Here is a 12,612-nt window from a genome sequence, read left to right as displayed (position 1 = left end):
GTGGCGGGCGCGGGGGCGCGGGGGCCGGGCCGCCTCAGCCCTTCAGCCCGCTCGACGTCAGCGACTGGATGAAGGTCCGCTGGGCGAACAGGAAGGCGAGCAGCACCGGAAGCACCGTGATCACGTTGCCCGCCATCACCGCCGCCCACTGTGTGTGGTGCTGCCCCTGGAAGGTGGTCAGCCCCAGTTGGAGGGTGTACTGGGTGTCGTGGTTGATGGCGATCAGCGGCCAGGACAGGTCGTTCCAGGTGGCGAGGAAGGTCAGTACCGCGACCGTGGCGAGGGCGGGCCGGGCCAGCGGCAGCACGATCGAGAAGAGCACCCGCAGGCGTGAGCACCCGTCGATCCAGGCGGCCTCCTCCAGCTCCCTGGGGAGCGTGAGGAAGAACTGCCGGAAGAGGAACACCGCGAACGGGGTGACCAGCGACGGCACGATCAGCGCGCCCAGCGTGTCGATCAGCCCCAGCCACTTCATCACCAGGAACGTGGGGATCATCGTCAGCTGGAACGGGATCACCATCGTCGCCAGCATCAGCGCGAGCAGCGCCCGCGAACCCCGGAACCGCATCCGGGCGAAGGCGTAGCCGCCGAGCGAGCCGAGCACCAGGTTCGAAGCGACGGCGACCGACGAGACGACGCAGGAGTTGGCGAACCAGCGCGGGAACATCGCGTTGCCCAGCACATAGCGGTATCCGCCGAAGTCGATCCCCCGGGGCCACAGCGCCGGCGGGAAGCGGTTGATCTCGGCGTTGGTCATCACCGAGCTGAGCATCAGCCACACCAGCGGCAGCGCGAAGACCAGCGACAGCGGCGCCAGCAGCAGATGCCAGGGGCTGAAGGGCAGCCTTCGCCGCCGGGCGGCGCGCGGCACCGGCGCAGCCGTGGGCGCGGCGCCCTCGGTGACCATGGTGGAGGCGGTCATCGGGCCGCTCCTTCCGCGCGCAGGGGCCCGGCAGCGCCGCCGGTGGTGCGCTCCCGGTGGCGCCGGTAGAGCGTCACCGCCGTGCCCGCGAGCAGCAGCGCGACCGCCAGGACGTACGCGGCGGCGGCCCCGTAGCCCGCCGTGAAGGTGCGGAACGCCTGCTGCCAGACGAAGTACACGATGACCGTGGTCGACTCCAGCGGGCCGCCCTTGGTCGTCACGTACACCAGGTCGAAGACCTGGAGCGAGGTGATCAACTGCCACAGCACCAGGAACGCGGTGACCGGGGCGAGCGTCGGCAGCGTCACGTACCGCAGCACCTGCGCCCGGTTCGCCCCGTCCAGGCGCGCCGACTCCACCAGTTCGGCGGGGACGTCCTGGAGCGCGGCGAGGAAGACGACGACGCAGAAGCCGGTCCCGCTCCACAGTGAGATCGCCAGCAGCACGAACAGCGACTGGCCCGGGTCGGTGAGGAACCCCTGCGGGGAGACGCCCAGCTTGTGCAGGACCGAGTTGGCCGCGCCGAACTGCGGGTCGAAGATGAAGGAGAACAGCACGCCCTGGGCCGCGGCCGAGATGACGAACGGCAGGAAGACGAGCGTGCGGTAGACGCCGACGAACCGGATCCGCCGGTTGAGCGCCAGGGCCAGCGCGAGGCCCCCTGCCAGGCTGAGCGGCACATAGACGCCCGCGTACGTCAGGGTGTTCTCGACCGCCTTGCGAAAGCCCGGGTCCTTCGACAGGGCCCGGTAGTTGTCGAGGCCGACCCAGCGGCCGGGCGTGACCAGGTCGTCGGCGCGGAACGACAGCAGCAGCGACCAGACGACCGGCACGACGCTCAGCCCCAGGATCACCAGGACGGACGGGGTGATGAACGCCCAGGCGGTGGCCGTCTCGCCGCGCGCCCGCCGGCGCCGGGCGCGGCGCCGCTCGGCGGGCTCGCGCCCGGCGGCCCCGGGGGCGGCCGGGGCCAGGGTGAGCGGGCGCGGTGTGCCCGTACGGGATCCTCGGTCCACGACGACCCTCCTCATCGGGGAATCAGCAGGGCGGCGTCGGCCTTGTCGGCGCACCGGCGCACCGCCTTGGCGGGGGAGGCGCGCCCGAGCAGCACGGACACCACGGCCTCACCGGTGGCCCGGGAGATCTGCGGATAGGCGGGGTGGATGGGCCGCACCCGGGCGGTCTCCAGGGCCCTGGTGAAGACCGGGAGGCCGACGGTGTCGGCGGAGTGCCGCTGCCAGGCGCTCTCCCGCTCGGTCCTTCTGCTCAGCGGCAGACTGCCGCCCCCTATGTCCCACCGCACGTCCTGCGCGGGGGTGATGAGCCAGCGGACGAACTCCACCGCCGCCCTCGAGCGCGCCTTCCCGTTGTCGAAGACGGTCCAGGTGTCCGGCCCGGAGATGGTCAGCGGCCGGCCGCTGTAGGTGGGCATGGGCACCACCTCGTACGCCATCCTGGACTCCACGATGTTGGGCAGCTGCCACGGGCCGGTGATCACCATGCCCATCCGCCCCGAGACGAAGACCTGGTACATCTGCTCGCTGCCGGGTTTGGGGTCGATGTAGACGCTCTTGTCGGCGACCAGCTGGGCGACCGTCTCCAGGGCCCCCCGCCCGGCCCGCGCGAATCCGATGCTCCTGCCGTCCGGGGCGATCACGTCGCCGCCGAGGTCCCAGATCATCGGCCACAGCCGCCACACGGTGTCCTCGTCGCCCGCGCCCGGCCACCCGGTGCCGAAGACACCGTGCCCCGCGTCGGTGAGCTTCTTGGCGGTCGCCACGAACTCGGGCCAGGTCCAGCCCGCCTTCGGCAGCGGGATTCCGGCGCGCCGGAAGAGGGTGGTGTTGCACGCGACGGCGAGCGAGTCGAGCAGCGAGGGCGCGGCCCGTACCCTGCCGTGCAGGGTCACGGCCTCCCTGACGGAGGGCCAGAAGTCGCTCCACGGCGGCGAGCCGTCGTGCAGCGCGCCGGTCAGGTCGACGACCTTGGGGCTGCGGGCGATGCTCGCGAGGTCGGAGCCGAAGATGTACGCGATGTCGGGATAGGCGCCGGCCGCGAGCGCCGCCGTCACCTTCTGGAGCATGGCGTCGGCCACCACGCCGCCGCCGGCGGCGTTCACCCGGATGCGGGACTGCGAGCGGTTGAAGTCCGCGGCGAGCGCCTCGATGGCCCTGCTCCCGATCTCGTTCTGGCCGTGCCACATCTCGATCGTGACCCGGCCGTCGGGGCCGACGCCGTCGGAGGTGGTCGCGGCGCAGGCGTCCAGCAGGGGGAGGGCTGCCGCCCCGGCGACGACGCCCGCCCCGGTGCGCAGCACCCGGCGGCGCGGGAGGCCCGGGGCGGGGCGGGGCTTGCTGGTGCGGTCCTGACCGGCGGGCATGGTCGTCCATCCCTTAGCGGGCGCGCCCCGCCTCGGACGCGGGACACACGTCCTGGCGACTCGGGCCGGACTCCGGATCGGGTCGGGATCCGCTACCGGCTGGGCGCACCTCTCGAAGCGCCGGGCCGCACTGAGGCCCCGCACTGGCTGGATGAAAGCGCCTCGGGGAGCACGCGTCAAGTACCCCAGAGGGCCCGCCGCCCGCGTGCCGCGGGCCACCACACACCCGCCCGGCGCACACCAGCGCGCTTTCGGCCCGCCTCCCGGTACGGGAGGCCAACTGGCCCGGAGCGCGCGAGAGGTGAGGGCCCGGCGGGCACGGGCCCGGCGCGTGCTCCCGCCGTTTCCGGTCCTGCCGCGGGGGCCGTCACGCCCCCGCGGCCCGGGTACGCTCCGCCACGCCCTGGGAAGCGCTGAACACCAGCTCCGACCAGCGCACCCCGGGGCGCCCGTGCAGATCGCCGCGGCCGCCCCGGTGGGCGACCCGCAGCCCCGCCGCCCGGCCGAGCGCGAGCGTCTCGTCCTCGGGCACGTCGAACATGCGGCGTCCGGGCGGCACCGGGCCGCTGCGTACGGTCATCGCCAGGGTGCCGCCGGGGGCGAGCAGCGCGGCGACGCTCCGCATGGCCCGGGCGCGCTCGGCGGCCTCCAGGTGCATCCACACGGCGGTGAGCAGGACCAGGTCGAACCGCTCGCCCCGCCCGGCCAGCACCGGAAGGCCGGGCAGCGCGTCGTCCAGCCAGGTCAGGGCGGTGTCCGAGTGCAACCGCTGCCCGTGGCCGCGCAGTTCGGCGGTCGGCTCGACGGCGGTGACGGTGTGGCCCAGACGCGCCAGCGCCGCCGCGTCCCGTCCGGTCCCGGCGCCCAGGTCCAGGACCCGTCCGGGCGGCGCCGGGTAGAGGTGCAGGAGCGCGCCGTGGACCTCCTCGAAGGTGACGCTCTCGTACTGCTCGGCCAGTGCGTCGGCGTCCACGCCGTAGCCCTGGGTCCCGGCGACGGTGTCGTTCATGCGGTCAGGTTAAACGATCAGTTGGGACGTGGAGGGGGCGCATTACCCGCGACGTAATCGACCAACACCGCACGCCACCCGCACTATTGAAGCCACAGACACCGTCGCTCCGGGCGGTGGACGAGGGGGAAGGACCCAGCACCATGCCGTACTTCGAGACCGCCACCGACGGCACCCGTCTGCACTACGTCGACTACGGCCCCCGCGAGGGCCGCACCCTCGTCTTCGTCAACAGCTCCTACCTCGGTACGGAGATGTGGGAGTTCCAGATGCTCCCGCTGGCCGCCGAGGGCTTCCGGTGCGTCGGGCTCGACCGGCGCGGGCACGGGCGCTCCGACGACGTGTGGGACGGCTTCGACCTCGACACCCTCGCCGGGGACCTGGGCGCGCTCCTGGACCACCTCGACCTGACCGGCATCACGCTGGTCGGCCATTCCATCGGCACCGCCGAAGTCGTCCGCCACCTCACCCTGCGTGGCAGCGGCCGGGTGGCGCGGGTCGCCCTGGTGGCCGGGATGGCGCCCGGTCCGGTCCGCTCGGCCGATCACCCCGAGGGGGTGGACCCGGCGCTCGTCGCGGCCGGGAACGAGATGTTCCGCAAGGACCGGCCGGGCTTCTTCGCCGATGGCGCCGCCGGTTTCTTCGCCCTGGACCGGCCCGGCAACGACCTCTCGCCCGCCATGGTCCGGTACTGGGAGGACCGCTGCGCCGGGGCCACGGCCCGCGCCGCCAACGCCCTCGGGGACCTCGTGGCCACCCTGGACGTGGCCCCCGAACTCGCCAAGATCGACGTTCCGGTGCTCGTCGTCCACGGCACCCACGACGTCTCCGCGCCGATCCACCTGACCGGGGAGCGGGCGGCGCGGCTCATCCCCGACAGCACCTTCCACGTGTACGAGGACGCGGGGCACGGCCTGTTCGTCACCCACGCCGAACGGCTCACCGCCGACCTGCGGGAGTTCGCGGGCCGCTGACGGCGCCCCCGGGGAGCGCCGGCGTCCAAAGACGGGCTCTCAGCCCCGGCGGATGCCGAGCGCGGCCCGGACCTCCCGGAACAGCCGCTTGTCCAGACCGTTCACGCTCATCCGGTTCTTGGTCAGCGCGAAGGAGAAGCGGTGGGCCGGGTCGCCGGAGGCGGCGCTGCCGCCCGAGCCGTTGGTGCCGAAGCCGCCGTCGGGGGAGCGCACCACCGAGCCCGCGCCGCCGAGCATGAATCCGTAGCCCTTCAGGAGCGGGAAGCCCAGCGAGCGGTCCTCGCCCGATGTCCTCGGCGCCGTCGCCTCCTCGAGGGTGGCCGCCGACACCAGGCGTACGCCGTCGAGTTCGCCGCAGACCAGCGCCGCGTACATCCGGGCGGCGGCCCGTGCCGTCATCGTCCCGTTGGCCGGGAGCGCCACCCGGCGGTAGTCGGCCCGGTTGGCGAGCGCGGCCACCGGCAGCACCGGCCGGGGCGCGAAGACCAGGAACGGCGAGTCGGGCGGCATCCGGTCCAGATACTCCGACCAGCCGCCGTCGTAGCAGAGGGCCACCCGGCCCTCCAGGCGCTCCGGGACCGAGAACAGGAGCGAGTCCGCCACTCCCAGCGGCCCGGCCAGCTCCTCCCGCAGCAGCTCGTCGCAGGTGCGGCCGGTGGCCCGGCGCAGGGTCTCGGCGAGCAGCACGCCGTAGGTCCAGCCGTGGTAGCCGCTCGCCGTGCCCGGCTCCCACCGGGGCGCCTGTCCCGCCAGCCAGTCCCCGATCGCCGGCACGTCGAACAGCTCCTCGGGGGTCACCTCCCGCGGCAGCTGCGGCAGCCCCGCCGAGTGCGACAGGACCTGGCCGAGGGTGATCCTCTCCTTGCCCCGGGCGGCGAACTCGGGCCAGTGGGCGGCGAGCGGGGTGTCGTAGGCGAGCACGCCCCGGTCCACCAGGACCGCCACCAGCGCCGCCGCGACCCCCTTCCCCGTCGACCAGGCGGGCACCAGTGTCTCCGCCTCCATCGGCCTCACGCGCTCCACGTCGGCCAGGCCCGCCCAGGCGTCGACGACGAGTTCGCCGTCGAGGTAGGCCGCCACCTGGACGCCGGTCTCCTCGCCGGAGGCGGTCACCTCGCCCAGGATCTCCTCGGCCCGCGACTGGGCGGCGTTGCGCGGCCGTGTCCCGGTCATCCTTGCTCCCCCTCGCGCCGGTGGCCGCCCGCCGCGCGGTGCGACGGACGGCCACCCCGGTTCGTCCCGCCAGACTATCCGGCTACATCCGGGCGAACTCCGATGCCGTGACCACCTGGAACGGCAGCCACGTCGACGTGGCCGTCCCCGGCAGGCTGTTCCGCGTCCGCAGCTCGGTCAGCTCCTCGTCCGACAGCGCCTTGCGGGTGATCCGGAACTCGTCCAGCGCCCCGGTCAGGGGGTTGCTCCCGTCGGGCTTGGCGCCCAGCCGGAAACCGTCCACGGCGTAGGTGTCCGTGGTGGTCACCGAGCCCGCCGGGACCGCGGCGCTGCCGAGCGTCTGCCCGTCGACGATCAGCAGGAGCCGGCCGTCCGCCCGCTCCAGGGCCACGTGGTGCCAGGCGCCGTCGCCGAAACCGGCCGCCGCCGAGCCGTCCACCGCCGCCACCACCGTGGTGGCCGTGTCGGTCTCGAACGCGGCGTACAACCGGTCCTGGGAGGGCTGGGCCCGCAGCCAGAGCTGCCGCTCCGAGGCGCCCGTCCCGTACGCCCACACCAGCACCTGGTCCGCGCTGCCGCCGGTGGCCGCGTACCTGAACCAGGTGCTGACGGTGAAGTCGGCCGAGCCGAGCGCGGTGGCCGCGCCGTACGGCAGGTCGACGGCGTCGTCGGAGCCGTCGAGGGCGAGCGCGCCGCCGAACCTCCCCGGCGTGGTGGCGGCGCCGCCGCGCACCAGGCCGTGGCCGCAGTGGGCGGTGGAGTCCGGGGTCGCCGGGCCCGCCGCGGGCCGCACCACGTCCCTGGCGCCGGTGTACTGGTTCTCGAACGACCACCACAGCGCGGGCAGATCACCCGGGTAGGAGCCGGACGAGCCCGCGTTCGAGCCCGCGACCGTGGAGACCTCGGCCGTGGTGAGCGCCCGGTGGTAGATCCGGAACTCGTCCACGTCACCGGCGAACACACTGGTGCCGTCGGGCTTCGAGCCCACCCGCACGCCCTGCTGCCCGCTGCCCTGCTCGGGCGTCAGCGAGCCGCCCAGGCCGCCGGCCGTGGCCGGGGTCCGCGCGTCCACGCCGAGCGTGACCCGGTCGGCCGAGCGGGTCAGCGTCATGAGATGCCAGGCGCCGTCCCCGAACGACCGCGCGGACGTGGTGTCCGCCAGCGCGACCGCCACCGAGCCCGCGTCCGACTGCACCCAGGCGTAGAGGCGGTCCTGCGAGGGCTGGGCGCGCACCCACAGCTGCGGACTGCCGCTCCCCGTCCCGTACGCCCACACCAGCGCCTGGTCCGCGCTGGTGGAGCCCGCCGCGTACCGGAACCACAGGGAGTACGTGAAGTCGCCCGCGCCCACGTCGAGGGTGGGCGAGAACCCGGTCTCGGTGCCGGGGTGGGCGCTGTCGACCGTCGCCGCCAGCGAGCCGATGCGCCCCGCGGGCAGGGCGGGTACGCCCCCGAGCAGGGTGCCGGGGGCGCAGTGCCCCGAGACGTCGTCCTCGATGGTGACGCGGCGCCGGTCCGGGACGACCGCGGTGTCGATCACCTGGAAGGGCAGCCGCGCTCCCATCGAGCGGGTGGCGGATTCGGAGTCCAGCTGGATGGCGTTGGCGCGCACCTGGCTGAGCTGGCTGTCCGTCAGCGCCGTGCGGTACAGCCGGAACTCGTCGACGGCACCGCCGAAGGCGTCGCTCGCTCCCGTGTCGGACTTGGCGCCGATCCGGATCCCCTCGACGCCGTTCTGCGGCGCGTCGGTGACCGCCCCGGCCACGCCCGTCGCCGCGGCGGTGAACGTCCCGTCGACGGTGAGCCGGATCTGCGGGCCCGAGCGGATCAGCGCCGCGTGGTGCCACTGGTCGTCACCGAAGGCCGCACCCGCCGAGGAGTCGGTGAGCGTGAGCCAGGCGCCGCCGTCCGCGCCCTGCACCCAGGCGTAGAGCCGGTCGTCGGCGGGCTGGGCACGCAGCCAGACCTGCGGTTTGGTGCTGCCCTGCCCGTACGCCCAGAAGAGCGCCTGCTGTCTGCTGGCGGTTGTCGCCGCGTACTTGAACCACAGCGTGTACGTGAAGTCGCCCGAGCCCGGGTCGAGGGTCCGGCCGTAGGGCACGTCGGCGTAGTCGCCCGCGCCGTCCAGGACCAGGCCCTGCCCGAACCGCCCGCTGCCCAGGGCCGCGTTGCCCTGGAGGTAGGCGTCGTTGGCGTCCGGCCCCGAGTCCGGGCTGGTGCGGCCGGCCGTCGGGCTCTTCTGCGGGGAGGGCCGGCCGGTGAAGGTGCCCGGTATGCCGAGGGCCGCCGGTGTGGTCGCGTTGAAGCGGATCTCGTCGGCGGAGTTGGCGGGCCCGCCCTCGTAGACGAGCCCGAGCTCACCGCTGTCGAGTTCGGCGAGGTCGGAGTAGGAGGCCCGGTCGTTGCTGATCAGGCCGTTGGGGGCGGTCGTCCAGGTGGCGCCCTGGTCGGTGGAGTAGCGGATCTTCATCAGCTTGCGGTCGGAGGGGTCCGAGGGCGCGGAGAAGACCAGGGTGTCGCCGGATGTGTGCTGGTACGTCCGGCGCAGGGTGAGCACCGAGCCCTGCACCTCCGGGGTGATGAGGCTCGGGACGACGGCGGAGGCGGGGACGGTGGTTCCGCCGTCGGTACTCACCGCACGGGTGCGGTGGTTGCTGCTGCCGCCGATCTCGTTGCGGGCGGCCAGATACACGGCCCCGCCGGGCAGTTCGGTCACGGAGACCTCGCCCGGCTCGACCTTGTCGGCCGCGTAGGAGTCGGCGGTGGCGCTCGCCTGCCAGGTGGCGCCGTGGTCGTCGCTGTAGAGGACGCCCGCGTAGCGGGTGGTGGCGTCGGGGTTCTGGTGGGCGCCGACCACCAGCCGTCCGGCGTGCGCGCCCGCGGTGAGCTGGACGCCGTGCGAGGGGCCGGTGGCGAACCAGCCGGTGTTGGCACCGCTGAACGTCGGCAGCGCCCGGGGCGCGCCCCAGCTCACCCCGTCGTCGTCGCTCCGCTGCACCCAGGGCAGCCGACGGCCGGTCGGGGTCGGCTCGTTGGAGGTGGTCAGCAGGAAGACGGAGCCGGTCTCGCGGTCCACCACGGGCGCCGGGTTGCCCCGGGTGAAGGGGGCGGTGCCGTCGGTGGGGCTGCCCTCCAGGACCACATGGGCCGGACCCCAGGTGCGGCCGTCGTTGGTGGAGCGGCGCATCACCAGGTCGATGTCGCCGCGGTCGGCGCAGGTGGGCGACTTGCGCCCCTCCGCGAACGCCAGCAGGCTGCCCGCCTTCGTCTTCACCAGAGCCGGGATGCGGTAGCAGCCGTAACCGCCCACACCGGAGCGGAACAGGACCTGCTCGGCGCCGACGAGCGCCCGCGAGGACACCAGCGGCCCGCTCGCGTACGAGGCGGGCGCGGCCAGGAGGACGCTGACGGCCGCGAGGGCGAGGGCGAGCAGGCACGCGACGGCCCGGACGGACGAGGGACCGCACCGCGTGGCACGGGAGCCGGGTGGTGCGGATGGGTTGTACGGGGTGAACGACATGAGGATCATGGTGATGAGCGTCCGGTACCGGTTTCGACCAACGGACGGGGGCCAGTTGGTGAACGGCCCGTGAAGACCGGTGCGCTGCTGGGGCCGAGCGCGCTGGTCGGTTCCCGCGCCGGACGGCTCCGCCCCGCCCGTTCCTTAGAGTAGTCCCGGGCAACGGAGAACGAGTGTTCTCCCTTGCCCGGCCAGCCTGTTCGCCCGGCCTGCTCGTCCCGTCCGCGCGCCCGCGCCCCCTCGACCGGAGGATCTTCCATGACCGCTCGCCCGCCCCTGCCCCCCTTCGACGCGGACACCGCCCGGCAGAAGGTCCAGGCCGCCGAGGACGCCTGGAACACCCGCGACCCCGAGAAGGTCGCGCTCGCGTACACCGAGGACTCCCGCTGGCGCAATCGGGACACCTTCGTCACCGGGCGCGCGGAGATCGTCGAGCTGCTCAGAGCCAAGTGGGCCCGCGAGCTCGACTACGCGCTGCGCAAGGAGCTGTGGGCGTTCGACGGCAACCGCATCGCGGTCCGCTTCCAGTACGAGAGCCGGGACGCGGCGGGGCAGTGGTGGCGCAGCTACGGAAACGAGCTCTGGGAGTTCGACGGACACGGTCTGATGGCCCGGCGCGAGGCGAGCATCAATGATGTGCCGATCGGTGAATCGGAACGTCGGATCTTCGGAACACGCCCCGATTCCGAGCGGGGAGTTGCTTTTCCGCTCCGCTGAACAGGCGAATTTTGGAGTGATCGGCCCTGCGCTCTCGTTCTTCCAGACGGCACCTGTCCGTCAGTGATCCGAGACCCAAGAGGGATGGAAGTACCTATGAAGCTCACCAAGCGGGCCGGCCTCGCGGCCATGATGACGTGCATGGCCACCGCGGCGGCGGTCACACCCGCCGCGGCCGGTGTGTCCGCTCCCGTCGAGGTACCGCTGGAAAGCGTGGAGACGGTGCTGCCGCTCGAAGCCCCCACGGTGAGCACGGCCGTGCCGATCCCCGTGCCGGGGTCGCCCGGCGGGCCGCGCCACGTCGTCGGCTCCCTGATGCCCTCGCCCGTGCTGCCCGCGCTGCCGGTCACCTCCGAGGTGCCGTCCACCCTGGTCAAGGCGCCGCTGGCCGATCCGCTCACCGACGACAAGATCGGCTCGGCGACCGTCATCACGCCGTCCTCGCCGCTGCGCGCGGAGAGCCCGGGGGCGATCCTGGAAGCGCCGCTCACCCCGCCGCAGGCGGAGTTCTTCGGGCTGCCCGAGCTGAGCGAGCCGCAGGCCGGGCTGCTCGCCCCGACCCTCCAGGGTGCGCCCGCCGCCACCCTGGGCCTCTGGTAGGGCCCCCGGAGGGGATCCGTTGGCGCCCAGGTGCTCCCGCCGTGGCCCCGTGAGTCGCTAGCGCATCAGGTATTCGGCTGTCAAGGCCACTAGCAAGAGGCGGACTTGGGCTCGTAGCGTGCTGAACAGCCCCCACAGCCGCACGAAGGAGCACTTCCCGTGGACCACTCGCGCCTTGTCGAGGTCACCGAATACGTCAACCGCAATGCCCCTCACCTCGCATTCGAGAAGTCGTCATTCAGCGATCTGGACCACTCCAAGGATTGCGTCGGATTCGCCGTGGACGGCGACCGGATCGCCGTGACGCATACGAAGGACACCGAAGCGCCGGTGCTCCGGTACACCCGCTCCGAGATCGCCGCCATGGTTCGCGCGGCGAAAGCGGGGCAGCTGGACAGGTTCTGCTGAGCCCGACGCTTCTCCATGCCGCCCGCGGCCGCCACCGACGCGGCCGCGGGCGGTCCGCTGTCACGATCACGACACGCCGCTGAACGCCATGTTCCGGCCGAATCGGTGCCGCGGTGGCGGGGATTGTGAAGCCGTCATCACACACCGCCCGGCCGGTCCCGGAACCCGGGCGCCCGCTGGTGGCCGGGGCGGGAGCCGGGGAAGCGGAACCGGAAACAGGGGGATCGAACCGCGCGGCACGGGGTAAGCGACCCCTGCTGGCATACGAATTTGCGACACCGTCCGCACAGTTTCCACATCGCGGGGCGAATTTGTTCGCGAAGTCGGTCACTATCACGGCCGTTGAGTACGTCATAGATGCGTATACCGAACAACGCCCGGCGACCGGCCGCCGGGGACTGTCCCGACGAGGGGGGCGACATGGAAGAGATCTGCGTTCCGTTGTATGTCGAACTACTGCACGAGGGTGATGCCATGACCCCCGTGGAGGCCTTGATGGCTTATGATCCCGCCGACCCGCTCGCCGTTTCGGTGGAATTCGTCTGCGGCAACGGCATGCGTACGACGTGGACCATGGGCCGCGACCTCGTGGCGGAGGGGCTGATCTCCCGCTGCCCGGTCGGCCTCGGTGACGTGCGGGTCTGGCAGTACGGCGAGAGCGGACTGCGGATCCGGCTGCACTCGGACGAGGGCAGCGCCGACCTCCTCGCCGAGATCGAGGACATCGCCGAGTTCCTCTCCCGCACCTACCAACTCGTCCCCGAGGGCAGCGAGCTGGACGGCTTCGACGTGGACGAGGTCATCCGGATGCTGCTCGCCACCACGCCGATGCAGGGGCGCTGCTGGTGCGGTCGGGAGTACCCCTGTCTGGACCACGGGGCCGGGTGAGCCGGCCGCCCAGTGCGGGCT

Annotated in this window: 11 protein-coding genes; 5 read left to right on the top strand and 6 right to left on the bottom strand. The window is 73.0% G+C overall.

Annotated features, from left to right (window positions below; genetic code table 11):
- Positions 1-34 precede the first annotated feature (34 nt).
- From ACZ4MU_RS29435 to ACZ4MU_RS29420, 4 genes are all read right to left on the bottom strand, one after another.
- Positions 35-922: a carbohydrate ABC transporter permease gene (locus tag ACZ4MU_RS29435; RefSeq protein WP_467882298.1), complete on the bottom strand. Its 888-nt coding sequence runs from the start codon at positions 920-922 to the stop codon at positions 35-37.
- Positions 919-1,938, bottom strand: coding sequence for a carbohydrate ABC transporter permease (locus ACZ4MU_RS29430; protein WP_467882296.1), 1,020 nt, complete (start codon positions 1,936-1,938; stop codon positions 919-921). The genes ACZ4MU_RS29435 and ACZ4MU_RS29430 overlap by 4 nt, the downstream gene beginning before the upstream one ends.
- Before the next feature lie 11 nt (positions 1,939-1,949).
- Complete coding sequence (locus tag ACZ4MU_RS29425; RefSeq protein ID WP_467882294.1) at positions 1,950-3,302, bottom strand: extracellular solute-binding protein; 1,353 nt, start codon at positions 3,300-3,302, stop codon at positions 1,950-1,952.
- Between the two features lie 367 nt (positions 3,303-3,669).
- Complete coding sequence (locus ACZ4MU_RS29420; protein WP_467882292.1) at positions 3,670-4,311, bottom strand: class I SAM-dependent methyltransferase; 642 nt, start codon at positions 4,309-4,311, stop codon at positions 3,670-3,672.
- A 143-nt stretch (positions 4,312-4,454) separates the two neighbouring features.
- Between ACZ4MU_RS29420 and ACZ4MU_RS29415 the strand changes: the two genes are divergently transcribed.
- A complete protein-coding gene (locus ACZ4MU_RS29415; RefSeq protein ID WP_467882290.1) occupies positions 4,455-5,285 on the top strand; it encodes an alpha/beta fold hydrolase in 831 nt (276 codons plus the stop codon).
- Positions 5,286-5,324: 39 nt separating this feature from the next.
- On the opposite strand, the gene ACZ4MU_RS29410 is transcribed toward ACZ4MU_RS29415, so the two are convergent.
- Both ACZ4MU_RS29410 and ACZ4MU_RS29405 read right to left on the bottom strand, forming a co-directional pair.
- A complete protein-coding gene (locus tag ACZ4MU_RS29410; RefSeq protein ID WP_467882288.1) occupies positions 5,325-6,458 on the bottom strand; it encodes a serine hydrolase domain-containing protein in 1,134 nt (377 codons plus the stop codon).
- 82 nt (positions 6,459-6,540) lie between these two features.
- Positions 6,541-9,978: a LamG-like jellyroll fold domain-containing protein gene (locus ACZ4MU_RS29405; RefSeq protein ID WP_467882287.1), complete on the bottom strand. Its 3,438-nt coding sequence runs from the start codon at positions 9,976-9,978 to the stop codon at positions 6,541-6,543.
- 258 nt (positions 9,979-10,236) lie between these two features.
- Between ACZ4MU_RS29405 and ACZ4MU_RS29400 the strand changes: the two genes are divergently transcribed.
- The 4 genes from ACZ4MU_RS29400 (at position 10,237) to ACZ4MU_RS29385 (ending at position 12,591) form a co-directional block, all read left to right on the top strand.
- The gene (locus ACZ4MU_RS29400; RefSeq protein ID WP_467882285.1) at positions 10,237-10,695 is read left to right on the top strand and encodes a nuclear transport factor 2 family protein; all 459 of its coding nucleotides are present in this window, start codon (positions 10,237-10,239) and stop codon (positions 10,693-10,695) included.
- A 96-nt stretch (positions 10,696-10,791) separates the two neighbouring features.
- The gene (locus tag ACZ4MU_RS29395) at positions 10,792-11,295 is read left to right on the top strand and encodes a hypothetical protein (protein ID WP_467882283.1); all 504 of its coding nucleotides are present in this window, start codon (positions 10,792-10,794) and stop codon (positions 11,293-11,295) included.
- A 159-nt stretch (positions 11,296-11,454) separates the two neighbouring features.
- On the top strand, positions 11,455-11,703 hold the full coding sequence (locus tag ACZ4MU_RS29390) for a DUF397 domain-containing protein (RefSeq protein WP_467882281.1): 249 nt from the start codon (positions 11,455-11,457) through the stop codon (positions 11,701-11,703).
- 495 nt (positions 11,704-12,198) lie between these two features.
- Positions 12,199-12,591, top strand: a complete 393-nt coding sequence (locus ACZ4MU_RS29385) for an SsgA family sporulation/cell division regulator (protein WP_467882279.1) — start codon at positions 12,199-12,201, stop codon at positions 12,589-12,591.
- Positions 12,592-12,612: the final 21 nt, after the last annotated feature.

Source organism: Streptomyces sp. NPDC026377 (assembly GCF_055567715.1).
This window is presented reverse-complemented; position numbering and strand designations above follow the sequence as displayed.

What these genes read in the sequence shown, in the direction of transcription:
- ACZ4MU_RS29435 (WP_467882298.1), bottom strand. Translation starts at nt 922, where the DNA reads ATGACCGCCTCCACCATGGTCACCGAGGGCGCCGCGCCCACGGCTGCG.
- ACZ4MU_RS29425 (WP_467882294.1), bottom strand. Translation starts at nt 3,302, where the DNA reads ATGCCCGCCGGTCAGGACCGCACCAGCAAGCCCCGCCCCGCCCCGGGC.
- ACZ4MU_RS29420 (WP_467882292.1), bottom strand. Translation starts at nt 4,311, where the DNA reads ATGAACGACACCGTCGCCGGGACCCAGGGCTACGGCGTGGACGCCGAC.
- ACZ4MU_RS29415 (WP_467882290.1), top strand. Translation starts at nt 4,455, where the DNA reads ATGCCGTACTTCGAGACCGCCACCGACGGCACCCGTCTGCACTACGTC.
- ACZ4MU_RS29410 (WP_467882288.1), bottom strand. Translation starts at nt 6,458, where the DNA reads ATGACCGGGACACGGCCGCGCAACGCCGCCCAGTCGCGGGCCGAGGAG.
- ACZ4MU_RS29405 (WP_467882287.1), bottom strand. Translation starts at nt 9,978, where the DNA reads ATGTCGTTCACCCCGTACAACCCATCCGCACCACCCGGCTCCCGTGCC.
- ACZ4MU_RS29400 (WP_467882285.1), top strand. Translation starts at nt 10,237, where the DNA reads ATGACCGCTCGCCCGCCCCTGCCCCCCTTCGACGCGGACACCGCCCGG.
- ACZ4MU_RS29395 (WP_467882283.1), top strand. Translation starts at nt 10,792, where the DNA reads ATGAAGCTCACCAAGCGGGCCGGCCTCGCGGCCATGATGACGTGCATG.
- ACZ4MU_RS29385 (WP_467882279.1), top strand. Translation starts at nt 12,199, where the DNA reads ATGGCTTATGATCCCGCCGACCCGCTCGCCGTTTCGGTGGAATTCGTC.